Origin of the sequence: Labrys sp. (in: a-proteobacteria) (assembly GCF_047605565.1) — a bacterium.
Taxonomy (GTDB): Bacteria; Pseudomonadota; Alphaproteobacteria; order Rhizobiales; family Labraceae; genus Labrys; species Labrys neptuniae.
This window is the reverse complement of the sequence record NZ_JASGFM010000004.1, coordinates 228,842-252,917: the sequence shown is the minus strand read 5'-3', so window position 1 is coordinate 252,917 and position 24,076 is coordinate 228,842. Positions and strand designations below refer to the sequence as shown.

Below are 24,076 nucleotides of genomic sequence, written 5' to 3'. Positions count from 1 at the left end.
TCTGTTCACACCGGTGGCGGATTGCGCTCGGTGAAGCCACGCTGGTGCCAATAAGGATAGGGCAGGGTCACGGTGCTGGCCTCGTCCAGCTTTGCGATCTGCTCCGGTGTGAGCTTCCAGCCGACGGCGCCGAGATTTTCGTGCAATTGTGCCTCGTCGCGTGCACCGATGATCACGCTGGCGACGGTGGGACGCTGCAGCAGCCAGTTGAGAGCGATCTGGGGTACGCTCTTGCCGGTTTCGCCGGCGATGGCGTCGATGGCGTCGACGACACGATAGAGCAGCTCATCGGCTACCGGCGGACCATCGGCCGCGGTCTGGTGCAGACGGCTGCGCTCCGGCAATGCCGCACCGCGGCGCAGCTTTCCAGTCAGGCGCCCCCAGCCGAGCGGGCTCCACACCACGGCACCGACCTTCTGGTCGAGGCCGAGCGGCATCAGTTCCCATTCATAGTCGCGGCCGACCAGGGAATAATAGGCCTGGTGGGCGACATAGCGCGGCAGCCCGTAACGGTCCGAGGCCGCCAGGGACTTCGCCAGATGCCAGCCGGAGAAGTTGGAGACGCCGATATAGCGGATCTTTCCGGCGCGGATCAGGTCGTCGAAGGTCTGCAGTACTTCCTCGACCGGCGTGAGCGCGTCGAAACCGTGCAGTTGGAACAGGTCGATATAGTCGGTGCCGAGCCGCTTCAGCGCCTTGTCGACAGCATCGGTGAGATGGAATCGGGAAGAGCCGACATCATTCGGCCCGGGACCGGAGCGGAAGGTCGCCTTGGTCGAGATGATCACCTGGTCGCGGCGCCCGGCGATCGCCTTGCCGAGAATTTCCTCCGCGAGACCTGAGGAATAGATATCGGCGCTGTCGAACATGGTAACGCCGGCGTCGATACAGATGTCGAGCAGGCGGCGTGCGCCTTCCGAATCGGTCGTGCCCCAGGCCTTGAAGAAGTCACCGCCGCCGCCAAAAGTTCCAGTGCCCAGGCTGAGCGCCGGCACCTTGAAGCCCGAGCCGCCTAACTGACGATATTCCATGGATATTCCTCGTTGCTAAGGCGTTTTGAAATTTGATGAATGAGTTGAAATGGCAAAGACACGCCGATGCGGTCGCACGATATCCCTCTAGGCGAACGCAATTTGTCAGAGGATATTCTGGTTGTGATTTGACGACAATCGGAATCAGGGCGGGAGTGGGTACCTCGCGAAAATAGCGCAATCCGATCCGTCCTTGGGTCAACGACCTCGTGTGTCGGTTTGTAGACTGCCTTCCGGTCCTAGGGAGAGGCCGATGCCTTGAGTGTTTTCTTCTCAGGGAAGTTCTTGTTTCGTATTTCTACGGCTTTGGCGCGATTTCTTATAGCGCGGTAGAATTTCGGTTTGATGCGGATAGCCTGATCGAAATCCATGATCGCCCTATCGTAATCGGCTAAGCTCAAATAGGTGAGGCCGCGATCATTGTAGGCCTCGGCATAGTCGGGATCGATGCTGATGGCCAGATTGAAGTCTGTCAGCGCCCTGTTGGAGTTTCCAAGATCGTTGTAACTGGAGCCGCGCCTCCTATAGGCGCGAGCATTGTTTGGCTTGATGCGGATAGCTTGATTGAAGTCTTGGATTGCGCGGGCGTGATCGCCCTTGTTGTCGTAGCTGACGCCTCTATTGACGAAGGCGGCCGCATTATCGGGATCGAGCCGGATAGCCTCGTCGAAGTCACGGATGGCTCGGTCGTAACGGCCCTGCCGGTCATATGTGATGCCGCGGTTCCTATAGGCGAGGATATAGTCGGGCTTGAGGCGAATGGCCTGATCATAATCCGCCAGAGCGCGCTCGCGATCGCCCTTGTCGTCATGGGCGTTGCCGCGGTTGTTGAAGGCAAGCGCGTAGCCGGCGTCGAAACGTATGGCCTGATCGTAATCCTGGATGGCGCGCCCATAGTCGCCCCTGTTGTAATAGACGGTGCCCCGCGCGTTATAAGCCCTGGCATAATCAGGCTTGAGGCGAATGGCTTCGTCGAAATCCCGGATCGCGCGATCCTGGTCGCCTTTTTCGGCATATACGCCACCGCGATTGTTGAAGGCGATTGCCAAATTGGGGTCGAGCCGGATCGCCTGATCGTAGTCTTGAAGGGCGCGGTCGCTGTCGCCTTTGTCGTCATAAGCGTTGCCCCGGCCATTATAGGCGACGGCATGGTCTGGCTTGATGCGTATGGCCTGATCGTAGTCCTGAATGGCTCGATCGAATTGGCCTTTGTCGTAATAGGCGTTGCCACGGTTCGAATAGGCGTTGACGTAATCGGGATCTATGCGGATGGCCTCATCGTAGTCCCGGATCGCTTTGTCGTTGTCACCTTTGTTCTTGTTGGCGACGCCGCGGTTGTTGAAGGCGTAGGCATAATCGGGCTTGAGGCGAATGGCCTGATCATAATCGCGGATAGCGCGGTCGTAGTTGCCCTTGTCATCATAGGTGCTGCCGCGATTGTTGAAGGCGTAGGTGAAATTACGCTTGAGTCGAATGGCGCGGTCGTAGTCCTGAATGGCCCGATCGTACTCGCCCTTGTCGTGGTAGGCGTTACCCCGATTGTTGAAGGCGTCGGCATAGTCCGGCTTGAGACGGATGGCCTCGTCGAAGTCCCGAATGGCGCGCTCGCGATCACCCTTGTCATAATGGGCGCTGCCACGGCCGTTGAAGGCGATGGCATAGTCCGGCTTGATGCGAATGGCTTGGTCGTAGTCCTGGATGGCGCGGTCCCTATCACCTTTGTCGGCATAGACGCCGCCGCGATTGCAGAGCGCGATCGCATCATTCGGCTTGAGGCTGAGGGCTCGACCGAAGTCCCGAATGGCGCGGTCGTGGTCCCCCCTATCTGCATGAGCGTTGCCGCGATTGTTCAACGCCTGCGCGTCGTTCGGATCCAGGCGAATAGCTTGATCATAATCCTCGATGGCGCGGGCGGCATTGCCTTGGTCACGATAGAGATTGCCGCGGTTGTAATAGGCCGAAGCGTGATCGGGTTTCAGGAAGATGGCTTGGTCATAATCCGCGATGGCGCGGTCCCTGTCACCCTTGTCCTGATAAGCCACGCCGCGATTGTAATAGGCGGTTGCCAGACCTGCCTGGGAACGGCCCTCTCCCGCAATGATCCAACTGCAGCCGGCGATGGTCTGATCGTTGGTGGATTGGGCATCGAAGCAGAATTTCTCCGCCTGCGTGCCCGAGATTTTCTTGGCGATGGCGGTTGCCGGGACCAGCGACAACGCAACCACTATTGCCCATAGCATGGGTTTTTTGTTCACCGAAGACCTCAGCCAAAGAAACTACCCTCGACAACAGTAGAGCGCATCTTAGCGATATGGAAAAGATCGGACGTGTCCTCGGTAGAACGGCGTGTAGCAGCAGGCTTTGCTTTCATCGTTCGCCAGCACGAAAGCGACCACCAGCAGCGTACGGCACCCTAGCTACCGTTTCGATGCCGTAGGTCTGGCTGCAAGACTCTATTTATAGGGAGGGTAACAGTCCGCCGACGACCAGCTGCCGATGGATGGCGATGATCTCGTCCTCGCCGAGGCGCCCCTTGGGGTCGTACCAGCCGACCACGCCGGTGAGCTGGGCGATGATCGCGAAGGTGGCAACGGTCACATCCGGCACCGCCAGGGCGCCGCTCCGGGTTCCTTCGGCCAGGATCTGTTCCAGGCGTCGCTCGTAGTCACGCCGCAAGCCGGTCACCACAGCCCTGTTCTGCGGCTCCAGGCTGCGCAGTTCTGAATTGTTGACGAAGACTTCCATCCGCCGGGTCAGATGGTAGCGCAGGTGGAATTCGATGAAGGTGTCGAGGCGGGCGAGGGGGCTCTCGATGCCGGCCAGTGCCGCGTCGAGCGCTTCGGTCAGCCTCGTCATGTGCTCGACCAGGAAGTCGAACAACAGTGCCTGCTTGGTGGTGATATGATTGTAGAGCGACCCCGGCTGGATCCCGACGCTCTGGGCAAGGTCCCGCAGGCTCATGCCTTCATAGCCGTGCTGGAAGATCAGGCGCAGGCCCGCGGTGCGGATTGCCTCCGCCGTCTTGCTGCCATCCGCTCCTGCCCTGCGTGCCATCTCAAACCACTTGCGGAGAAACCCGCTCCCGATTATAGAAACAAACGTTCGTTCGTTTATGATCTAATAAAGGCCGCCCCGCAAGCGGCTTGCAACAGGCAAGGCGATCTGCATGCCGGTCATAGGGAGTGCCGTCGATCGGCGGTCGGAGACGTTCCAGCGCAATCACGACGCACTGGCTGCGCTCGCCGCTGAACTGAGGGAGCGCAATCAGCGCGCCGGTGGCGGCGGTTCGGCTGCCGCCCGTGAAAAGCATCTCAAGCGTGGCAAGCTGTTGCCGCGCGACCGCATCGAGTTGCTGCTCGACACCGGGGCCCCCTTCCTGGAGCTTTCCCAGCTTGCCGCCTTCGGCCTCTATCGCGACGAAGTACCAGCCGCCGGGTTGATCACCGGTATCGGCCGCATCTCGGGCCAGGAATGCATGGTCGTCGCCAACGATGCCACGGTGAAAGGCGGCACCTATTTCCCGATGACGGTGAAGAAGCATTTGCGGGCGCAGTCCATCGCTGCCGAAAATCATCTGCCCTGCGTCTATCTGGTTGATTCGGGTGGGGCCTTCCTGCCCAAGCAGGACGAGGTCTTTCCCGACCGCGAGCATTTCGGCCGCATCTTCTTCAACCAGGCGCGCCTGTCGGCGGCCGGCATCCCGCAGATCGCCGTGGTGATGGGCAGTTCAACCGCGGGCGGCGCCTATGTGCCGGCCATGGCCGATCAGGTCGTGATGGTGCGCAACCAGGCCACGATTTTCCTCGGAGGGCCACCGTTGGTGAAGGCGGCTACCGGCGAGACAGTCAGTGCAGAGGTGCTGGGCGGCACCGATACTCACACCCGAACCTCGGGCGTGGCTGACTATGCTGCCGAGAACGATGCGCATGCCCTCGGCATTGCGCGGGAGATCGTCGGCAATCTCAACCGGCGCAAGCATGATGTCGGTGACGTCGAGGCGCCGAAGCCGCCCCTTTACGATCCTAGCGAGATCTACGGCATCGTCTCCGCCGATCCGCGCAAGCCCTATGATGTCAGGCAGGTCATCGCCCGGCTGGTCGATGGCTCGGAGTTCGACGAGTTCAAGGCCGATTTCGGCAATACGCTGGTCACAGGCTTTGCCCGGATCTGGGGCTATCCCGTCGGCATCATCGCCAATAACGGCATTCTCTTTTCGGAGTCGGCGCTGAAGGGGGCTCATTTAATCGAGCTTGCCTGCCAGCGCGGCATTCCCTTGCTCTTCCTGCAGAACATCACCGGCTTCATGGTCGGCCGGGACTATGAGGCGGGCGGCATCGCCAAGGATGGCGCCAAGCTGGTGGCGGCGGTGGCGGCAGCGAACGTGCCGAAATTCACCGTGGTGATCGGCAACAGCTTCGGCGCCGGCAATTACGCCATGTGCGGCCGTGCCTATGATCCGCGCTTCCTGTGGATGTGGCCCAATGCCCGCATTTCCGTGATGGGGGGCGAGCAGGCCGCCAATGTCTTGGCGCAGGTGCGGCGGGATGCGGCCGGAACCGATGAGTCCAAAATCGATGCTGAGGCCGAGGAGGCCTTCAAAGCGCCGATCCGAGCCCAGTATGAGGAGCAGGGCAACCCCTATTACTCGACGGCGCGGCTATGGGACGACGGCATCATCGATCCTGCCGAGACCCGCATGGTGCTGGCGCTGGCCCTGTCGGCGTCGCGGAATGCCCCAGCCAGGGAGACACGCTTCGGCGTGTTCCGGATGTGAGCCTGCGGGTGGAGCGGGACGGGATGGTCGCGGTCCTGACGCTGGACCGTCCCGAGGTGCTGAACGCCTTCGACGACGGCCTCATCGCCGAATTGACACGGGCCTTTGCCGAGGCGGGCACCGACGCAACGGTGCGGGCGGTGCTGCTGCAGGCAGAGGGCAAGGCCTTCTCGGCCGGGGCGGATCTTGCCTGGATGCGCCGTGCCGCCGATGCCTTGCCGGAGGACAATCTCGCCGATGCCCGGCAGCTCGCCGAGCTGATGCGGGTGGTCGACACCTGCCCCAAGCCGACGCTGGCAAAGGTGCAGGGGGCGGCCTTCGGCGGCGCCGTGGGGCTGGTGGCCTGCTGCGACATCGCCATTGCCGTGCCGCAGGCGCGATTCGCCCTCAGCGAGGTGCGCCTCGGCCTGATCCCTGGCGCGATCAGTCCCTATGTGGTCAGGGCGATCGGCCAGCGCGCCGCGCGCCGCCTCTTCCTCACCGCCGAACGCTTCTCGGCCGAAGATGCATTGAGATACGGGCTGATCCATGAAATAGCGGCCCCCGAAACGCTGGACGAAGCAGTGCAACGCTGCCTTTCGGACATCTTCGCCGGCGGTCCGGAGGCCATCGCCGCCGCCAAGAAACTGGCTGATGACATGGCTGGGCCCATCACGGCAGAGCGCATCGAGGAGAGCGCTCGGCGCATCGCCACGATCCGCTCTTCGCCCGAGGCGCGCGAGGGCCTCGCTGCCTTTTTTGCCAAGCGCAAGCCGGGATGGATGCCATGACCGCTCATCAGCCCAGACCCGTTCGCGTGCTCCTGATCGCCAATCGCGGCGAGATCGCCGTACGCATCATTCGCACGGCCCGCGCCATGGGCATCCGCACTGTCGCCGTCTATTCGGATGCCGATGCCGACAGCCTTGCGGTGTCGCTGGCGGACCGGGCGTTGCGTCTCGGCCCCGCGCCTTCGCGCGAAAGCTATCTGTCGATCGACAAGCTGATCGCCGCTGCCAAGGCCAGCGGTGCCGATGCCATCCATCCCGGTTATGGCTTCCTGGCCGAGAATGCCGAGTTCGCCCGGGCCTGCGCGGCCGAGGGCATCACCTTCGTCGGGCCGTCGGCCGAAACCATCCTGGCCATGGGTGACAAGGCGCAGGCCCGCGCCCGCATGGCCGCAGCTGGCGTGCCGGTGCTGAAGGGCTATGAGGGCGAGGACCAGAGCCTCGACACATTGACGCGTGCGGCGGAGGCCATCGGCTTTCCGGTATTGCTGAAGCCATCGGCCGGTGGCGGCGGCAAGGGCATGCATATCGTTGCCAGGGTCGAGGATCTGCCAACAGAGCTGCAGGCGGCCCAACGCGAGGCGCGCTCCGCTTTCGGCGACGATCGCATGGTGATCGAGCGCTATCTGCAGGTCGCGCGTCATGTCGAGGTGCAGGTCTTCGCCGACCACCACGGCCATACGGTGCATCTGTTCGACCGCGACTGCTCGGTGCAGCGTCGCCATCAGAAAGTGATCGAGGAGGCGCCGGCACCGGACCTGCCACCGGCCTTGCGGGCGGGCCTGCATCAGGCGGCGATCACCTGTGCGCGATCGGTCGATTATGTAGGCGCCGGCACCGTTGAGTTCCTGGTTGCCGACGACCATTTCTATTTCATGGAGATGAATACGAGGCTTCAGGTCGAGCATCCGGTGACGGAAGCGGTCACCGGCCTCGATCTCGTGTCCTGGCAGTTGCGGGTGGCAGGCGGCGCGCCGCTGCCGCTGGCGCAGGAGGCGATCACCTGCGCGGGCCATGCCCTGGAGGCGCGTCTGTGTGCCGAGGATCCGGCCGGCGGCTTCCTGCCGAGCATCGGCCGGATCGAGCATCTGGCCTTGCCAGAGGGCCTCGCCGGCCTGCGGATCGACAGCGGCTTTCGCAGTGGTGACACCATCTCGATGCATTACGATTCCCTGCTCGCCAAGGTGATCGCCGCCGGCGTCGACCGCGCCGAAGCCATCGCCCGGCTCGGAGCGGGCCTCGATGCCGTCGAAGTGGTCGGGCCCCATACCAATCGGGATTTCCTTGCCGCCATCATCCGCCATCCGGCTTTTGCCGAAGGCGGGGTCGACACACGTTTCATCGAGCATCATCAGGCCGATCTGCTGGCACCAGCCCGGCATCTGTCAGACGAGGTGGTCGCAGCGGCGGCCTTCGTCGCCCTGCGGGCCTCCGAGCGCCTGGCCAAGGCGGCCGATCCGGCCGATCTCCATTCTCCCTGGGGCGAGACAGACGGCTGGCGCCTGTCCGGTTCGGCTCGCCGCAAGCTGGATCTGGCCTGGGGCGACACGCCGATCGGCGTCGATGCCGTCTGGCGGGCAGGGGGCTATGAACTGCATCTCGCCGATCGGGCCGTCATTGTCGAGGGCAACCTCGATGCCCAGGGAACGGCGAGGTTGCGCATCAGCGAGGGCGTGCTCAAGGCCCGTGCGGTCCTGTCCGGCGAAACCCTGACCCTTTTCGTGGACGGCCGATCCTATGCCTTCGGCCTGCGCGATCCCCGCAAGCCGCGCGGCGTCGAAAGCGAGGGGGCCGGCCGTATCATGTCGCCCATGCCTGGCCTGGTGCTGTCGGTTAGCGCGGCGGTGGGTACCGCGGTGGAGAAGGGGCAGGCCCTGGTGGTGATCGAAGCCATGAAGATGGAACACACCGTTTCCGCTCCGCGCGCCGGCGTCGTCAAGATGGTCGATGTCGCGGTGGGCGATCAGGTCGTCGCCGGCGCCGAACTGGTAGTGCTGGAGATCGAGCCGTGAGCCGGGCCGAACGCGTCGAGATTTTCGAGGTCGGTCCCCGCGACGGCCTCCAGAACGAAAGCCGGGTGTTACCGGTCGAGACCCGTATCGCCCTCATCCGCGACCTGGCGACAGCCGGGCTGCGTACGGTGGAGGCCGGCAGCTTCGTCTCGCCCAGGAACCTGCCGCAGATGGCGCAGACCGCTGACGTGCTGGCCGGGCTGTCCTCCTTGGCGGGACAGGTCGATCTACCCGTGCTGGTGCCCAATGCCCGTGGTTTTGCCGATGCACTCGCGGCCAAGGCCCGGCATATCGCCGTGTTTGCCGCCGCCTCCGAGAGCTTCAGCCGCCGCAACATCAATCGCAGCATCGAAGAGAGCCTCGACGAATATCGGCCGATCGTGACCGAGGCCCGGGCCAAGGGCCTGAAGGTGCGGGGCTATGTCAGCTGCGTGCTGGGCTGCCCCTATGAGGGACGGGTGGCTGTCTCCGCCGTGGTTTCGGTGGCGACAGTCCTGGCCGCGATGGGGTGCGAAGAGATTTCGCTCGGCGACACCATCGGTGTCGGTACGCCCGATGCGGCGCGGGCGATGACGGCGGCCGTGGCGCGCGAGATCGGCATCGAGCGCGTCGCCGTGCACTTCCACGACACCTATGGCCAGGCGCTCGCCAATGTCCTGGCCTGCCTGGAACTCGGCGTCACCGTGGTGGATTCCTCCGTCGCCGGCCTCGGCGGTTGTCCCTATGCGCCGGGGGCGAGCGGAAACCTGGCGACCGAGGATCTCGTTTACATGCTTGATGGCCTGGGCGTCGAAACCGGGGTCGATCTCGATAGGGTCGCGGCTGCCGGCAGGGCTGTCTGCACAGCGCTCGGCTCGGCCCCGCGCTCGCGCGCAGGGCAGGCCTTGGCGGCCAAGATAAAATAGCAGGGAGAGGGCTCATGTATGATGGCGGCCTGAACTTCAATCTCGGTGAGGACGTCGAGGAATTGCGCCGCATGGTGCAGCGCTTCGCAGCGGAGAGGATCGCGCCGCGGGCCGCCGCCATCGATCGCGACAATGCCTTTCCGCGCGATTTGTGGCCCGAACTCGGTGCCCTCGGCCTGCTCGGCATCACCGCCGAATCCGACTATGGCGGCTCGGGCATGGGCTATCTCGCCCATTGCGTCGCCATGGAGGAAATCAGCCGGGCCTCGGGCTCGGTGGGACTTTCCTACGGCGCCCATTCCAATCTGTGCGTCAACCAGCTCACCCGCCATGCCAATCGGGACCAGAAGCAGCGCTATCTGCCCAAGCTGATCTCGGGCGAGCATGTCGGCTCGCTGGCGATGTCGGAGGCCGGTTCCGGCTCGGATGTGGTGTCGATGAGCCTCAAGGCCGAGGCCCGTGAAGGCGGTTTTGTCCTCAACGGTACCAAGATGTGGATCACCAATGGCCCGGACGCCGACGTGCTGGTCGTCTATGCCAAGACCGATCCGGCCGCCGGGCCGAAGGGTATCTCCACCTTCATCGTCGAACGCGGTTTTGCCGGCTTCCGCACCTCGCCCAAGCTCGACAAGCTCGGCATGCGCGGCTCCAGTACCTGCGAGCTGGTGTTCGAGGATTGCTTCGTGCCTGCAGCCAACCTGCTCGGCAAGGTCGGCGATGGCGTGCGCATCCTGATGTCCGGCCTCGATTTCGAGAGGGTGGTATTGTCGGGCGGACCGATCGGGCTGATGGCCGCCTCTCTCGACCTCGTCGTGCCTTATGTGCATGAGCGCAAGCAGTTCGGCGAAGCCATCGGCACCTTCCAGCTGATGCAGGGCAAGCTCGCGGACATGTACACCCTCTACAATGCCTCGCGTGCCTATAGCTATGCGGTGGCCGCCGCCTGCGACCGCGGCGAGGTCGCGCGTAAGGATGCCGCCGGCTGCATCCTCTATTCGGCCGAAAATGCCACCAAGGTCGCGCTCGAGGCGATCCAGGCCCTGGGCGGCAATGGCTACATCAATGATTTTCCGGCCGGACGCCTTCTTCGTGACGCCAAGCTCTACGAGATTGGCGCCGGCACCTCCGAGATCCGGCGCATGCTGATCGGCCGCGAGATATTCCGCGAGACGAGCTGACAGCGCCGGACACGGGGTCATCCCGGACGCATCGCAGCACGCAATGATGCGCTGCAGTCAGACCAAACCAAAGGTTTGGTCCGGGGATCGCAAGCCGATTTTGGCTCATTCTCAGAGCGATCCCGGGTCTGCGAGGCAGCATTTCATGCCGCATCGCGCACGGAATGACCAGGAAGCCAGCCATCGCCGAGTTTTGACCCGACCAGACGCAACCTCACGCCAGCCGGACAGCAACAAGTCCTGGGAGCGCCCGCTCGATGACCAAGAAGACCACGCTTAGCCTGCACATTCCGGAAGCCCGCTTCCGGCCGGGCGATACGCCTGATTTCAGCTATCTCAACCTGCCGGGGGCGGGCGAGGCCCAGCGCCCGCCGGTGACTGCGGTCGCCTCCGAAACCCGGGACCTCGCCTTCGGCCTCGTCCGGGTGCTCGACGACGAGGGCAAGGCTGTCGGCCCCTGGGACCCCAAGCTCGACGCCGACACCTTGCGCAGGGCCCTGCGTGCCATGATGCTGACGCGCTATTTCGACGATCAGATGTTCAAGGCCCAGCGCCAGGGCAAGACCTCCTTCTACATGAAATGCACGGGCGAGGAGGCGGTGGCGGTCGGCCAGGCGTTGGCGCTGGAAGCCGGCGACATGTGCTTCCCGACCTACCGCCAGCAGGGCCTCCTGGTGGCGCGCAACTGGCCGTTGACCGACATGATGTCCCAGATCTATTCCAATGGGCAGGACCGGTTGAAGGGCCGGCAATTGCCGGTACTCTATTCGGCCAAGGAGGCCGGCTTCTTCTCCATCTCCGGCAATCTCGCCACCCAGGTGCCGCAGGCCGTCGGCTGGGCCATGGCTTCGGCCTATAAGCGCGATCGCCGCATCGCCGCGGCCTGGATCGGCGACGGCTCCTCCGCCGAGGGCGATTTCCATCACGGCATGGTGTTCGCCTCCGTCTATCACGCGCCGGTGCTGATCAATCTCGTCAACAATCAATGGGCGATCTCGTCCAGCCAGGGTGTCGCCGGCGGCGAGGAGGCGACTTTCGCCTCGCGTGCCATCGGTTTCGGCATGCCGGGCATCCGGGTCGACGGCAACGATCTGCTCGCCGTCTATGCCGTTACGCGCTGGGCTGCCGAACGGGCCCGCTCCAACCATGGCCCAACCCTGATCGAGCTCTTCACCTATCGCGTCGCCGCCCATTCCACCAGCGACGATCCCGGCCGCTACCGCCCGGGCGACGAGGAGAAATACTGGCCCTTCGGCGATCCGGTCGAGCGATTGAAGCGTCATCTCATCGGGCTGGGCGAATGGAACGAGGAGCGCCACCAGGCGCAGGCCAAGGAATTGCAGGCCGAAGTCAAGGCCGCCAATGCCGAGGCCCAGCGCCACGGCATTCTCAGCGACGGGCCGCATCACGGCACCGAAACCATGTTCGAGGACGTCTTCAAGGAAATGCCCTGGCATCTCAAGGAACAGCTGGCGGAACTCAACCGTTTCGAAGCCACCAAAGACGCCGCTCATAAGAAGGAGGGCGAATAATGCCCGCCATGAATATGGTGCAGGCCCTGAATTCGGCCATGGACGTCCTGCTCAGGAACGATCCCAACGTGCTGATCTTCGGCGAGGATGTCGGCTTCTTCGGCGGCGTGTTCCGCTGCACCGACGGCCTGCAGCAGCGCTACAGTTCGCAGCGCGTCTTCGATGCCCCCATCGCCGAGGGGGGCTTGATCGCCATCGCCATCGGCATGGGCGCCTATGGCCTCAGGCCGATCGTCGAGTGCCAGTTCGCCGATTACATCTATCCCGGCTTCGACCAGATCGTCTCGGAAGCGGCGCGCCTGCGCTACCGCTCGGGCGGAGAGTTCACCTCGCCGATCACCATCCGCTCGCCCTATGGCGGCGGCATTTTCGGCGGCCAGACCCATAGCCAGAGCCCGGAAGGCCTGTTCAGCCATGTCTGCGGCATCAAGACGGTGATCCCGTCCAACCCCTATGACGCCAAGGGGCTCTTGATCAGCGCGGTCGAGGATGACGACCCGGTCTTGTTCTTCGAGCCCAAGCGCCTCTACAACGGTCCCTTCGATGGCCATCACGACCGCCCGCTGAAGCCCTGGACCGACCAGGCCGGGGCCGACGTGCCGGCGGGACACTACAAGGTACCGCTCGGCAAGGCTGCGATCGCACGGGAGGGCAGCGAACTTACCATCCTGGCCTATGGCACCATGGTGCATGTCGCGCTCACGGCGACGCAGGAGACCGGCATCGATGCCGAGATCATCGATCTCAGGACGATCCTGCCTGTCGACATCGAGACGATCGAGGAATCGGTGAAGAAGACCGGCCGCTGCCTGATCGTGCATGAGGCGACACGGACGGGCGGTTTCGGTGCAGAATTGTCGGCACTGGTGCAGGAACGCTGCTTCCACCATCTCGAAGCGCCGATCGAGCGCGTCACCGGCTGGGACACGCCCTATCCGCATACGTTCGAATGGCAGTATTTCCCGGGGCCGAAGCGGGTCGGGGAAGGCATGCGCAAAGTGATGGCAGGCTGAGGGAAACGATCATGAGCAATTTCGTGTTCAAATTGCCGGACGTCGGCGAAGGCATCGCCCAGGCCGAGATCGTCGCCTGGCACGCGGAGATCGGCCAGGAGATCCAGGAGGACGATCCGCTCGTCGATGTGATGACCGACAAGGCGACGGTGGAGATCACCTCGCCCGTTTCGGGGCGCATCCTCTCGCGTCATGCCGAGGTCGGCGTGATGGCCTCGATCGGCAGCGAATTGGTGGTGATCGATACCGGCGGCAAGCCCGAGGCTCCCGCCGCCGAACCGGCACCTGTTCCAACATCAGCGCCGACCAAGCCCGCCAAGGCGCCGGCCAAGGCTGCTCCGGCTCCGGCGCGGGTCGCCGCTCCGGTTGCCGTGTCGCCCTCGGCGGCCGCCCCGGTTGGGTCGGGCAAGGTGCTGGCGGCGCCCGCCGTGCGTGCCCGATTGGCCGCCCTCGGGCTTGACGGCAGCACGATCCGCGGCAGTGGTCCCGAGGGGCGCATCGAGCATGCCGATCTCGACGACTATCTGACCCGCAGCCAGCCCCAGTCCCAGGCTGTGCCCCCGGCTCCGACGGCCCGCCCGCCTGTGCCGCCCCCGCCCACGGCCGGCGATGAGGGCATCGAGGATATCAAGGTGATCGGCCTGCGCCGCCAGATCGCCGAACGCATGCTGGAAGCCAAGCGCAGCGTGCCGCATTTCACCTATGTGGAGGAGATCGACGTCACCGCCCTCGAAGCGGCGCGCGCCGAGATCAACACCGCAGCCGTCGGCTGGCCGAAGCTGACCCTGCTGCCCTTCCTGATCAAGGCCATGGTGCGCGGCATCGCCCAGCATCCCATCGTCAATGCCCGCTACGATGCCGACGCCGCGGTGATCCGCCGCTACAATGCCGCGCATATCGGCGTGGCGACGCAGACGCCGCGTGGCCTGGTGGTGCCGGTGATCCGCCATGCCGAATTGCTGACCCTGCACCAGCTCGCCACCGAGATTGCCAAGCTCAGCGAACTCGCCAGGGCCGGCAAGGCGAGCCGCGAGGTGCTGACCGGCTCGACCATCACGGTGTCGAGCCTCGGAGCGCTCGGCGGCATCGCCGCGACGCCGATCATCAATCCGCCCGAGGTCGCCATCGTCGGCGTCAACAAGATCGTCGAGCGACCCGTGGTGAAGGACGGGCAGATCGTCGTCGCCAAGCTGATGAACCTGTCGTCCTCCTTCGATCACCGCATCGTCGACGGCTTCGATGCCGCCGCCTTCATCAAGACGGTGAAGGGAGAATTGGAGGCGCCGGTTCGGCTGATGGTGTGAGCTTTCCAGATCGGGTTCCGAAGATGTCGGAGCATCCGAACCCGATCAGAACAGCGTTTGCAGCCAGTTGAGCCCCAAGGCACCGGGCGCCAGCACGCCGAAGGCCCAGATCACGGCCGAGGCGGCATTCACGAGCTGGAAGCTCAGCGCCGGCATTTCGCAGATGCCGGCCACCAGCGGCACCGAGGCCCTGAGCGGCCCGAGGAAGCGGCCGAAGAAGACGCCGAGCGCCCCCCATTTCTCGAAGAAGCGATGGCCGCGCGGCAGCAGGTCCGGATAGCGTGTGAGCGGCCAATAATGGGCCACGCGATGCTCGAGCTTCAGGCCGATCCAATAGGACAGCCAATCGCCGAGAAAGGCTCCTAGCGCCGCCGCCGCCCAGAAGGGCCAGAGCGACATGCCGCTTTCGCCGATCAGGAAGCCGATCCCGAGCAGGATGACGGTTGACGGCAGCAGGAGTGAGATGAAGGCGAGTGATTCCCCGAAGGCCAGCAGCAACACGACGAGAGTACCCCAGCCTTCATGCGCGCGAACGAAGGCGATGATGGGCTGGGAGATGTCAGCGATTGTCATGGGAGACGTGCGGAAACCAAAGCATCGAATTCGCGAGATATTTGGCTGATATCGATGCTTGGGTTCGAAAATGTGGCGCGCCCTAGAAGCCGAAGATGAGAACTGGAATATGGTCATTCCGCGTTGCAGGCAAGATGCACCATCGGCCTCGGCGTCAGAACTCTGAAATCGCGGGTATTCTACCAGCGACGTTCACGGGAAAAGATTCAGACCTTTAGCAATATGACTAACAGCGCGGCATAGGTCAGACCAAAATTGACGGCCATAATCCACTTAAGGATCTTGACGTCTGCCTTGAGCTTTTCCCAATCGTCGTTGACGGACCGCCACAGTTCCATTTTGCACTCCCAGGATGCCGAGAAGGCCAACAGAATTTAGCACCAAAGTCGCTATCGAGACAGGCACTGCATATCAGACGTGCGCGTTGTGCTCCCGTACTTCATCTTCGATTTGAGCAACGAGTTTATCGAGTTGGCTCTCTTCGAAAATTTCTGGCTGGTTCGGAGCCTGTTCAAGGATGGCGATGGCTTTGCGATAAGCGTCTTGCAATGTCGGATTGTCCGGCGCGCCAACAATAAAGTGAGGCTTGAACGGCTCGGTTTTGCCGCCAGCGACGACGGCTGACAGATGGCCAAGCCATTCGCGAGCCTTACTCTTGATGCCATCGGCATCCGCAAGATCGAACGAAAGTGGCTCATAGACATGCCACTGGCCGTTCTTCCATGCGTACTTGAAGACAATATCGTCCAGGCCACCGCTGATGGACTTTTCTTGAAGATGTTGTGCGAGGTCGCGTTCTTCGAGTTTCTGACGAACAGGACGCCAAACGTCGTCATCGGAACGGCGGGCACGATGTAGCGCATCGTATCGCGACACGTATCGGTCAAAGAGGCGGTTCAACGCCTCGTCCGGATCAGCGGTCAGCCCGGTGCCGCACTGCGACCATTGTAGAGAGCTGTCGTCGGGCGGCACGGCGCGGCGCGCGATTACCGCGGCATCGCCCTCGCTTTTCAATAGGCCCGCCTCCTGTTCGCATTTGGCAGTAAGTTGTAGGCCTTTCCGCACGGCGGCCATCGACGAAAGGAAGGCTTTGCGATCAATGTCGGGGAAAACGCCCTTCAGGCGGCCAATGGTGCCGCGCATTTTGAAACGAACCACTCCCATAGACGGCACAAAGAGGACAACGCCTACGTTGACGAACTCACCCGTCATCACATCGTGGACGTATCGAAGTAGCGTGTAGCTATAAGCCGCCTTGCTTGTCATAAGAGCACCCGCTTCACTTCCTCGAGAACCGCGTCAATGTTGTCTCTCGCGTCCTTGATCAGCTTGATCGCGGCTGCGGCAGTCGCCTCCACATTGATCCATTCGGCTGGGAGAGCCGTTTCATAGCCCGCGATCCGGGCGTCCGACAAGGCTGCCCATGCCGCACGGATCGGAGCGTAATCAACGATACGCCCTTTCAGGCCGGCCCGGAATATATGATTCCCATTGGTTTCCATGGATTTAAGGCCGCCCAAGGACCATGGGGGCTGCCATCCTATAATGAGGCCATGCGAGAATGCCAACTCGTGGTCGAAAATACGAAGCTCGTCCCCACGCACCAAGCAGTTCGGATTATCGGATCGCCGATCCGGGTTCTGAATGATCGCGTCGAAAACGAATATGCTGACCGCTGTCGGCAGCATTATGTCGGAAATCAAATTCCCTGGAGTCCAAATCCCGAACTGTCCGGTCATGAAACGCGAGCCGAACGCGACCGGGGAGCTTCCCCCCACCTTCGCTCGTTCGTTCGCATCAGGGACTGTCGCGACCCATTGGGCAGGAACGTCAATCAAGAAAGGTTCAGGCACCGGCAGGCCGAGATCTCCCGCGAGGCAGGCGCCGATGACCTCTCTCGCCAGATTGATATTGCCCTGATCGCATCCGCCGGAAAACTTGGCAACCACGTCCTCGGTGGAGCCATCGTCTGTCTCGCAAGTGATGAAAAGCGGTCCAGTCCGGCCGCGTGTTACAGGGCGATTATACTGGATCGGTGAGACACGTTTCAGCACGCCTGACGCCCATTCCCCTGCGCTTGTGGTTTCAGATTCTGGCCAACTATGCCCTGCTGCTCGGCAAGCGCCAGTAATTCTTGAGAGAAGCACTCTTCCGCGATGAGTATGACGAAACAACCCTCTTTGTGCGAGCCGCGGCGCGAGATAGAATCAATGAGAGGCTACGGTTAGGGCCGAAGCTTATAATGCCGCCGAAATGAATTGCACCAGTCCGTCTAGACTAGATGACATTCCGAGGAACGCCTTTGGCAGCATCTTCGATCAGACGCTGCTTTCCGGCCACGCGAAATGAAATTTTCCAGCGTAATATTCGTGATAGAGGAAATTCAAATCACTCTCCCAATCGCGAATGGCTGCGATCATACGGGCGTCGCGCCGGCGTTTGGCATTTCGAGTAAGCGCCGCCATTGTTTCGGCGAGTTTGCGCAGCCGCGCTACAGTGGAGGGCTCTCCCCATTCGTTGAGGTAATTGCGTTCAAAGGCTGGCGGAATTGGTCCTCTGAAGATCTCCGAAAGTATCTTTTCTCTAATCCCCTGTGGTTCCCCCTCCGTGTTGCCAACGCGATATCCCATATAGTGAAGTACACCATCCTTAACCCAATCTTCAGTATCAAGGTCCCTGGATCCGGGGCTGGCGTCGGTAGAGGGCCAAGCAAATTCACCGTCAGGGTTTTTGGGGTCCGGGCGGCGGCGTATCCACTCTCGCTTAATCGCGTCTAGAACACGCTGTGCCAATGCGTGCTGGTTGCGCTTGCGGCCATCTCCCAGAATACGAATTGCGTTCCGCCACAGATTAACGGTATCGCGCATCTTCATCTTTGGAATGTTCTCAATGATCTTTGACATTGCGGGGAACGGAGAGTCTAAATGAGGCTAGGGTAGTTGGATAGTTAACACTGACGACCGAGGAATTCTAAATGCTTCCTCCAGGTGGCTGGGGCCCAATGACTGGCTCGGGTCGAAGCGGATCAATTGCGGATAACCAGGCTCTTTGCGCTCCCGCTCAAGCGTGGTGACGATGTCCTCGCTGCGATAGCCGAAACGCGATCGAGCGCCGGCGAGAAGCGCGACCAAGTGTCGACAATGGTGAGAATGCGCGGTTTCGATCTTGCGTCAAGCTTCGCACGGCCATCAGCAACGCTGAGATCGCCCGCAGAGCTACGGCGAGCTTGGTGGCCACCATCAGATCCCGCCACCCTGCCGTCACCAGAATGGTATTCGGTTCTTCATCAGAGTGCCGAACGAATACGACGAGATGTTCGCCGCCGGGGCGGCAACGTTGGCGAAGCCAGTTTTTCACCCGTTTTTGCCAACCGCGTGGCTGTCACGTTGTCGGTCACAACGCGGGAGGGAGTGCTGGTCGCGTGTCGATAGATTTTCCGGCCCGCCTCCCCTGATGTTGAGGCGTTGTTGATATGGCTACCAGTTTGGACTGGTTTGCCCAGAATTCCTTTGATATCGTCCCAACAACAGGGTGGGGTTCAACAATGGCGGAAACGCCGGATCAAGCCATGACCGTGCGGGACGTGGCAGGCTATCTGAACGTCGATGAAAAGACCGTGTATCGGCTCGCGAAGCGCGGGGGTCTTCCCGGCTTCAAGGTGGCCGGCGCATGGCGTTTCAAGAGACTGGACCTCGACAACTGGATTGATGCGCAGAAAAGAGCTGCGCAAGCGAAGATGTGAGCGGAGGATGATCTTCGGGCTCGCGATCGATGCGTTGTATGCTCCGACAACAGCGGGTTATAGGTCGGTGAACTGGGGGGAAGTACGTGAAGGCTTTCGAATTTGATCACGATCTGATTGACGCCTATGCCCGGTTTTCACGTTCGTTCAGCACCATCCGCGCAAACGACCTGCGCACAGAGGTTGAAGCCGAATACGAGGCCGGCCGGTTTTGGCCGGACAGTCTGCTTTCCCTGAACCCTCGATACAGGCAGGGGCCGACCGTTGATGACCTCGTCGCATCCGGTGATCTGGACGAGGCGACAGGCAAGATTTTCAGGTTCGGTCCAAACCCGATCCGGTTCCATCGCCACCAGGCCCAATCGATCGCCAAAGTCAGGATGGGCCACGGCTTTGTCGTAACCACGGGTACCGGCTCGGGGAAATCGCTCTGCTTCTTCGTGCCAGTGGTGGACACGATCGTGCGGGCGCTCAAGGCGGGTGGGTCGCATCGGACGCGTGCCATCATCGTCTATCCGATGAACGCGCTGGCCAATAGCCAGATCAAGGAGATCGAAAAGTTCATCTCGCAGTCGGGGCTGCCTGAAAACCTCAAGCCCGTGGTCAAGCGTTACACAGGCCAGGAAGATCGTGAACAGCGTCAGCGAATTGCAGACAATCCCCCTGACATCCTGCTGACAAACTTCATGATGGCGGAACTGCTTCTGACCAGGCAGGACGAGTTGGATGCTCAGGTCATCGGCAATGCTTCCGGGCTAGAATTTATCGTTCTCGACGAACTTCACACCTATCGTGGGCGGCAGGGCGCTGACGTGGCAATTCTCGTTCGCCGTTTGCGCAATCGCTGCGCGCCGACAAAAGCGCCAATCTGCATCGGAACCTCGGCCACGATGGCAAGCGAGGGCTCGGATGAGAGCAAGGCGCAGGCGGTTGCGAGCGTTGCCTCCCAACTATTCGGTGCTCAGATCGGCCCGGATGCAGTGATCGATGAGGCTTTGCAGCGTGCCACGGATGATACGCTGACACTCGAGCATGTCCGGCCGCAATTGGCCTCTGCGCTGACGGCGCCGCTGCCGGAGATCATGACAGACGAGATGCTGCTGAAGCATCCACTGGCCGTTTGGGCGGAACTTGCCATCGGGCTCAAGGACGAACAGGAATTGCGTCGTCAGAATCCGATACCCTTTGGTGAGGCGGTCGAACGGCTTTCGCAGGATAGTGGTGTCGAGCCTGAGACCTGCCGCGAGGCCTTTGAGCGCTTTCTGACCCGTGTGAGCCTTCCAGAAACCGAACGTGGTGGAACGGGCTCGGGAGCGTTCCTGGCTTTCAAGCTCCATCGTTTCATATCGGGCGCGGGCGAAATCTTCACCACGCTATCGGCCCGTCCGCGACGGGTGTTATTCGAAGGGCAGCTAGAGGATCCGCAAGCGCCGGGAAACCGCCTCTATCCCACCCGTTTCTGCCGCGATTGCGGACAGGAGGTGCATGTCGTCACCAGAACGGAAGACGCCGATGGATTTCATTTCTTGCCGCGGAACATCGATGACACGCCGCTCGACAGCGAGGATGGCGACGTTGCCGGCTATCTTACTCCTGTCGGAGATGGCGATTTTGAATATGCCTTCGACGGCAGTATCGAGACCTACCCTGAAGACTGGAAGGAGGAACGCAATGGCGTTGAACGCTTGCGGTCCAACTACAAGAAGAGGATGCCCGAACGTCTGAGTATTGGGCCGGATGGGCGCAATCGTGCTGATGGGGCGGAATTCTGGTTCCTGCCAGGGAAATTCGGATTCTGCCCTTGCTGCCAGAACCAGGCGCAGCCACGGATGCGCGAGCGCGGCAAACTCCCCGGCCTTTCCGGTGAAGGGCGCAGCTCGGCGACAACACTCCTGGTCTCGAGCGCTCTCGAATGGATGAACAGCGAAAACAGTGGCGTCCCGCCTGAGAAACGCAAACTTCTCGGCTTTACCGACAACCGACAGGATGCCGCGCTTCAGGCCGGACATTTCAACGATTTTCTCTTCGTCAGCCTGTTACGTGGCGCAATTCTGCGAGCGGTCCTGGACGCTGGGTCAGACGGGCTCAGCGAGGATGATTTCGGGCTCAAAGCGGTTCGCGCGCTCGGGTTTACTGCTGCGAACCGACAAGCGCTGGTTCACTGGATGCTGGAGCCCGATGCTGGCGCGGTCATTCGCGAGGACTCTCAACGCGCCCTGGCAAAGGTGTTGGCGCACCGTGTGTGGAGCGACCTGCGGCGCGGATGGCGCTATACCAACCCCAGCCTTGCCGAGCTCAAGCTGATCAAGGTCGAGTTCATCGGGCTCGACGATGTCGCCGAGGATGTGTCGGCGTTGACCGCCGTCCTACCGTCATTGTCAGACCTGGATGTCGAAGGGCGACGAAAGGTTCTGTATTCAATCCTGCATTTCCTGCTCGAAGGGCTGGCCGTCAACACGGAAGCTCTGGACCGGACGGTACTCGACGGCGTCAGCCTGAAGTCCCGCAACCTCTTGCGCACTCCCTGGGCGATGGATCAGCGGGAAATGCCACGCGGGCACACCACACTGCTCCTGCAAGCGCCTGGCAAGGATCGGGTCGGGCTTCGTGAAGAGCAGACGATCCTGCGAGCAGGTCACAATTCCCGTCTCGGCCGTCTGATCAATCGCAAGTCAATGATCGGCGCCAAGCTGAAGAAGGACGACTACCTGGCAGCGGTGTCTGGGCTCTTGGAGTTGCTGGCCAGTGAAGGGCTCGTCACGCCCGTGGAGGTAGAGGCCGGACTCCGTGGTTGGCGGCTGGCTCCATCAGCGGTTCGTATTGTGCCGGGCCCCGCTGCATTGGGCCAGGAGACGAAGGGCAACCAATATTTCCTCGGCCTCTATTCCGCGATTGCCGACGACCTGAAGGACGGCCGGAGCAGCTATTGGGGGCTCGAAGGCCGAGAACACACCGCACAGGTATCGCAAAAGCAACGGGAGTGGCGCGAGTGGCGGTTCCGGTTCGAGGTCGACGATCTCGAACGAATGAAGGAAAATGCGGCCGAGATGAAGAATGCCGGCGAGACAAACCAGCTCCTGCCTGCGCTGTTTTGTTCGCCCACGATGGAACTCGGCGTCGACATTTCCTCGATGAATGCGGTCTATCTGCGCAATGTGCCGCCCACGCCGGCTAACTATGCCCAGCGGGCCGGACGCGCCGGACGCTCGGGTCAGGCAGCAGTGATCGTTACCTATTGTGCGGCGCAGTCACCGCATGACCAGTATTTCTTCACCCGTCGCAACGAGATGGTTGCAGGCGTGGTGCGCCCACCGGCGCTCGACATCACCAATGAAGAACTCGTGCGTTCACATCTGCATGCTGTCTGGCTGGCGGAATCAAAACTGGCTCTTTCCCCTGATATTCCCCAGATCCTCGACCTGACCCAGGAGAAATATCCGCTGAAGCAGGAAGTGCTGGATACCATCCGGCAGCCGTCTTTGGTGGCAACCTGCCGCGCACCCATGAAGCAGGTGTTGGATCAGATCCTCGCCTCGGTTGGCGGCGTCAAGCCTGCCTGGCTTGGCGATCCAGATGAATTCATCGTCACGGTTGCAACGAAAGCGCCTGACGAACTCGATGCGGCCTTCGACAGATGGCGGGAACTCTATCACTCCGCCCGCAGCCAGCTTGCCGAAGCCAATGCCAAATCCATGATTGCCGGCCTATCGAAAGCGGATCGACAGAAGAACAAGGCCGCACAGATGCAGGCGACCGATCAGATCGCCATTCTGGAGCAGGGCAAGGCGTCGAATGGCTCGGACTTCTACTCCTATCGCTATCTGGCTACCGAAGGATTCCTGCCGGGTTACAATTTCCCGCGTTTGCCGCTGTATGCCTTCGTGCCTGGGGAGGGCACAGCAGGATCATTCCTTCAGCGTGCCCGCTTCCTCGCCATCTCGGAGTTTGGTCCGCGTAGCCTGATCTATCACGAAGGCCGCGCCTATCGGGTGATGAAGGCCAAGCTGCCCCCCGAGGTGCGCACCGGCGACGGTTCGGAACTCGCGACCAAGGACATTTTCATCTGCTCGAGCTGCGGCGCATGTCACGAAGGTGAGGTCGAACGTTGTCACGCCTGTAATGTGCCGATGGCAGGGGCGGTGCCAGTCAAGAGCACACTGCGTATCGACAATGTCGAGGCGGCCCCTGCCGAACGTATTACTGCCAACGATGAAGAGCGGGTTAGGCAAGGTTTCGATATCCAGACTGTGTTCTCCTGGCCGCGCAAGGTAACCGAGGCGGAGTTCCGCTGCGACGACGTCTCTGTGCTGGCGCTGCAATATGCCAACAGCGCCGAAATCAGCCGGATCAACAAGGGATTGAAGCGGCGCAAGGACCGGACGGTGCTTGGCTTCAATATTGATCCGCGCACCGGCTATTGGGCGAAGGCTGAAGACGAAGATCAGGACGTCGATACTCCACCTGATGTTGTGAAACCTGTGCGGATCGTGCCGATCGTCCGTGATCGCAAGAACGCGCTTCTTGTGCGGTTCAAGGAGCCGGAGACTCTACATCCGGAGACGATTGCCACTGTCCAACATGCCCTGTTGCGCGGGATTGAGCTGGAATTCCAACTGGAGGAAGGTGAGGTTCTTGGCGAACCTTTGCCTGCACGGGACAATCGGCGCTCGATCTTGACCTATGAAGCCACAGAGGGTGGGGCGGGCGTCCTCAATCGGCTGATTGACGATCCGAAGGCGCTTGGCCGGGTGGCCCGGGCGGCGCTCATGCTCATGCACTTTGACAATGTCGACGCCGCCATCGCCGCAGGTGACGCCTCGCTCCTGGCCGACAACTCTGATGCTGCCTGCGTCCGAGGCTGTTACCGGTGCTTGCTTTCCTACTTCAATCAGCCAGATCATGAATTGATCGACCGCACGAGCGAAGAAGCCAGGCAGATGTTGGTGGACCTGGCACGCGGTGAAGTGCGTGTCGTCTCGTCGGCGCGAGAGGATAACGAGGCTGAGGGGTGGGATGCCGTGTTCAAGCAGGCCAGCATACCACAGCCAGACGCAAAACCGGCGACCTTGGGGGAGCAGGAATTCCCCTTCGTCTGGCGTACTAACCGGGTCGCCGCAACAACCGAAGCACTGAGTGATGCGGCGCGAGCATATGCCGATGATATGGGCTGGTCGCTGTTCGCGCTGCCACAAGATATGGAGGCGGACCTGCCGACCGAATTCGTCGCGGCCCTGAAGGAGTAAGC

Annotated in this window: 18 protein-coding genes; 10 read left to right on the top strand and 8 right to left on the bottom strand. The window is 61.8% G+C overall.

Annotated elements, in window-relative coordinates:
• Nucleotides 1-5 precede the first annotated feature (5 nt).
• The 3 genes from QM672_RS06580 to QM672_RS06570 all read right to left on the bottom strand — a co-directional run bounded on the left by QM672_RS06580 (nucleotide 6) and on the right by QM672_RS06570 (nucleotide 4,085).
• Nucleotides 6-1,031: an aldo/keto reductase gene (locus QM672_RS06580; RefSeq protein WP_367622842.1), complete on the bottom strand. Its 1,026-nt coding sequence runs from the start codon at nucleotides 1,029-1,031 to the stop codon at nucleotides 6-8.
• Between the two features lie 239 nt (nucleotides 1,032-1,270).
• Nucleotides 1,271-3,271: a tetratricopeptide repeat protein gene (locus QM672_RS06575; RefSeq protein ID WP_415081421.1), complete on the bottom strand. Its 2,001-nt coding sequence runs from the start codon at nucleotides 3,269-3,271 to the stop codon at nucleotides 1,271-1,273.
• A 217-nt stretch (nucleotides 3,272-3,488) separates the two neighbouring features.
• Complete coding sequence (locus QM672_RS06570) at nucleotides 3,489-4,085, bottom strand: TetR/AcrR family transcriptional regulator (RefSeq protein WP_415081398.1); 597 nt, start codon at nucleotides 4,083-4,085, stop codon at nucleotides 3,489-3,491.
• A gap of 112 nt (nucleotides 4,086-4,197) precedes the next feature.
• On the opposite strand from QM672_RS06570, the gene QM672_RS06565 reads away from it, so the two are divergent.
• From QM672_RS06565 to QM672_RS06530, 8 genes are all read left to right on the top strand, one after another.
• On the top strand, nucleotides 4,198-5,805 hold the full coding sequence (locus QM672_RS06565) for a carboxyl transferase domain-containing protein (RefSeq protein WP_415081396.1): 1,608 nt from the start codon (nucleotides 4,198-4,200) through the stop codon (nucleotides 5,803-5,805).
• 23 nt (nucleotides 5,806-5,828) lie between these two features.
• Nucleotides 5,829-6,575 (top strand): enoyl-CoA hydratase-related protein, encoded by a 747-nt coding sequence (locus QM672_RS06560; RefSeq protein ID WP_311934853.1) that lies wholly within the window; start codon nucleotides 5,829-5,831, stop codon nucleotides 6,573-6,575.
• A complete protein-coding gene (locus QM672_RS06555; protein WP_415081393.1) occupies nucleotides 6,572-8,584 on the top strand; it encodes an acetyl/propionyl/methylcrotonyl-CoA carboxylase subunit alpha in 2,013 nt (670 codons plus the stop codon). The genes QM672_RS06560 and QM672_RS06555 overlap by 4 nt, the downstream gene beginning before the upstream one ends.
• Nucleotides 8,581-9,489 carry a hydroxymethylglutaryl-CoA lyase gene (locus QM672_RS06550; RefSeq protein ID WP_415081391.1) on the top strand — a complete coding sequence of 303 codons (909 nt, stop codon included), beginning with the start codon at nucleotides 8,581-8,583 and terminating at the stop codon, nucleotides 9,487-9,489. The genes QM672_RS06555 and QM672_RS06550 overlap by 4 nt, the downstream gene beginning before the upstream one ends.
• 14 nt (nucleotides 9,490-9,503) lie before the next feature.
• Nucleotides 9,504-10,667 (top strand): isovaleryl-CoA dehydrogenase, encoded by a 1,164-nt coding sequence (locus QM672_RS06545; protein WP_415081389.1) that lies wholly within the window; start codon nucleotides 9,504-9,506, stop codon nucleotides 10,665-10,667.
• Between the two features lie 257 nt (nucleotides 10,668-10,924).
• Nucleotides 10,925-12,199, top strand: a complete 1,275-nt coding sequence (locus QM672_RS06540) for a thiamine pyrophosphate-dependent enzyme (RefSeq protein WP_367622837.1) — start codon at nucleotides 10,925-10,927, stop codon at nucleotides 12,197-12,199.
• Nucleotides 12,199-13,212 carry an alpha-ketoacid dehydrogenase subunit beta gene (locus QM672_RS06535; RefSeq protein WP_311934848.1) on the top strand — a complete coding sequence of 338 codons (1,014 nt, stop codon included), beginning with the start codon at nucleotides 12,199-12,201 and terminating at the stop codon, nucleotides 13,210-13,212. Before QM672_RS06540 ends, QM672_RS06535 begins: the two co-directional genes overlap by 1 nt.
• A gap of 11 nt (nucleotides 13,213-13,223) precedes the next feature.
• Entirely contained in the window at nucleotides 13,224-14,516 is a 1,293-nt protein-coding gene (locus QM672_RS06530) for a dihydrolipoamide acetyltransferase family protein (protein WP_415081386.1), read from the top strand.
• Between the two features lie 45 nt (nucleotides 14,517-14,561).
• On the opposite strand, the gene QM672_RS06525 is transcribed toward QM672_RS06530, so the two are convergent.
• From QM672_RS06525 to QM672_RS06505, 5 genes are all read right to left on the bottom strand, one after another.
• Nucleotides 14,562-15,089 (bottom strand): DedA family protein, encoded by a 528-nt coding sequence (locus tag QM672_RS06525; RefSeq protein ID WP_415081384.1) that lies wholly within the window; start codon nucleotides 15,087-15,089, stop codon nucleotides 14,562-14,564.
• 206 nt (nucleotides 15,090-15,295) lie between these two features.
• Entirely contained in the window at nucleotides 15,296-15,427 is a 132-nt protein-coding gene (locus tag QM672_RS06520) for a hypothetical protein (RefSeq protein ID WP_415081382.1), read from the bottom strand.
• Between the two features lie 73 nt (nucleotides 15,428-15,500).
• The gene (locus tag QM672_RS06515) at nucleotides 15,501-16,355 is read right to left on the bottom strand and encodes a DUF3037 domain-containing protein (RefSeq protein ID WP_415081380.1); all 855 of its coding nucleotides are present in this window, start codon (nucleotides 16,353-16,355) and stop codon (nucleotides 15,501-15,503) included.
• On the bottom strand, nucleotides 16,352-17,143 hold the full coding sequence (locus QM672_RS06510) for a HipA family kinase (protein ID WP_415081378.1): 792 nt from the start codon (nucleotides 17,141-17,143) through the stop codon (nucleotides 16,352-16,354). The genes QM672_RS06515 and QM672_RS06510 overlap by 4 nt, the downstream gene beginning before the upstream one ends.
• A 264-nt stretch (nucleotides 17,144-17,407) precedes the next feature.
• The gene (locus QM672_RS06505) at nucleotides 17,408-17,962 is read right to left on the bottom strand and encodes a hypothetical protein (RefSeq protein WP_415081376.1); all 555 of its coding nucleotides are present in this window, start codon (nucleotides 17,960-17,962) and stop codon (nucleotides 17,408-17,410) included.
• Nucleotides 17,963-18,561: 599 nt separating this feature from the next.
• On the opposite strand from QM672_RS06505, the gene QM672_RS06500 reads away from it, so the two are divergent.
• Together QM672_RS06500 and QM672_RS06495 are read left to right on the top strand one after the other, a co-directional pair.
• Nucleotides 18,562-18,831, top strand: coding sequence for a helix-turn-helix domain-containing protein (locus QM672_RS06500; protein WP_415081374.1), 270 nt, complete (start codon nucleotides 18,562-18,564; stop codon nucleotides 18,829-18,831).
• Nucleotides 18,832-18,917: 86 nt separating this feature from the next.
• Nucleotides 18,918-24,074, top strand: coding sequence for a DEAD/DEAH box helicase (locus QM672_RS06495; RefSeq protein ID WP_415081372.1), 5,157 nt, complete (start codon nucleotides 18,918-18,920; stop codon nucleotides 24,072-24,074).
• The last annotated feature ends 2 nt before the right edge of the window (nucleotides 24,075-24,076 follow it).

Excerpts from the sequence above, each read along its gene's own strand:
- QM672_RS06545 (WP_415081389.1), top strand. The coding sequence starts at position 9,504 with ATGTATGATGGCGGCCTGAACTTCAATCTCGGTGAGGACGTCGAGGAA.
- QM672_RS06505 (WP_415081376.1), bottom strand. The coding sequence starts at position 17,962 with ATGAAGATGCGCGATACCGTTAATCTGTGGCGGAACGCAATTCGTATT.
- QM672_RS06500 (WP_415081374.1), top strand. The coding sequence starts at position 18,562 with ATGGCTACCAGTTTGGACTGGTTTGCCCAGAATTCCTTTGATATCGTC.
- QM672_RS06520 (WP_415081382.1), bottom strand. The coding sequence starts at position 15,427 with ATGGAACTGTGGCGGTCCGTCAACGACGATTGGGAAAAGCTCAAGGCA.
- QM672_RS06535 (WP_311934848.1), top strand. The coding sequence starts at position 12,199 with ATGCCCGCCATGAATATGGTGCAGGCCCTGAATTCGGCCATGGACGTC.
- QM672_RS06575 (WP_415081421.1), bottom strand. The coding sequence starts at position 3,271 with ATGCTATGGGCAATAGTGGTTGCGTTGTCGCTGGTCCCGGCAACCGCC.
- QM672_RS06565 (WP_415081396.1), top strand. The coding sequence starts at position 4,198 with ATGCCGGTCATAGGGAGTGCCGTCGATCGGCGGTCGGAGACGTTCCAG.
- QM672_RS06525 (WP_415081384.1), bottom strand. The coding sequence starts at position 15,089 with ATGACAATCGCTGACATCTCCCAGCCCATCATCGCCTTCGTTCGCGCG.
- QM672_RS06560 (WP_311934853.1), top strand. The coding sequence starts at position 5,829 with ATGGTCGCGGTCCTGACGCTGGACCGTCCCGAGGTGCTGAACGCCTTC.
- QM672_RS06530 (WP_415081386.1), top strand. The coding sequence starts at position 13,224 with ATGAGCAATTTCGTGTTCAAATTGCCGGACGTCGGCGAAGGCATCGCC.
- QM672_RS06515 (WP_415081380.1), bottom strand. The coding sequence starts at position 16,355 with ATGACAAGCAAGGCGGCTTATAGCTACACGCTACTTCGATACGTCCAC.
- QM672_RS06540 (WP_367622837.1), top strand. The coding sequence starts at position 10,925 with ATGACCAAGAAGACCACGCTTAGCCTGCACATTCCGGAAGCCCGCTTC.
- QM672_RS06580 (WP_367622842.1), bottom strand. The coding sequence starts at position 1,031 with ATGGAATATCGTCAGTTAGGCGGCTCGGGCTTCAAGGTGCCGGCGCTC.
- QM672_RS06570 (WP_415081398.1), bottom strand. The coding sequence starts at position 4,085 with ATGGCACGCAGGGCAGGAGCGGATGGCAGCAAGACGGCGGAGGCAATC.
- QM672_RS06555 (WP_415081393.1), top strand. The coding sequence starts at position 6,572 with ATGACCGCTCATCAGCCCAGACCCGTTCGCGTGCTCCTGATCGCCAAT.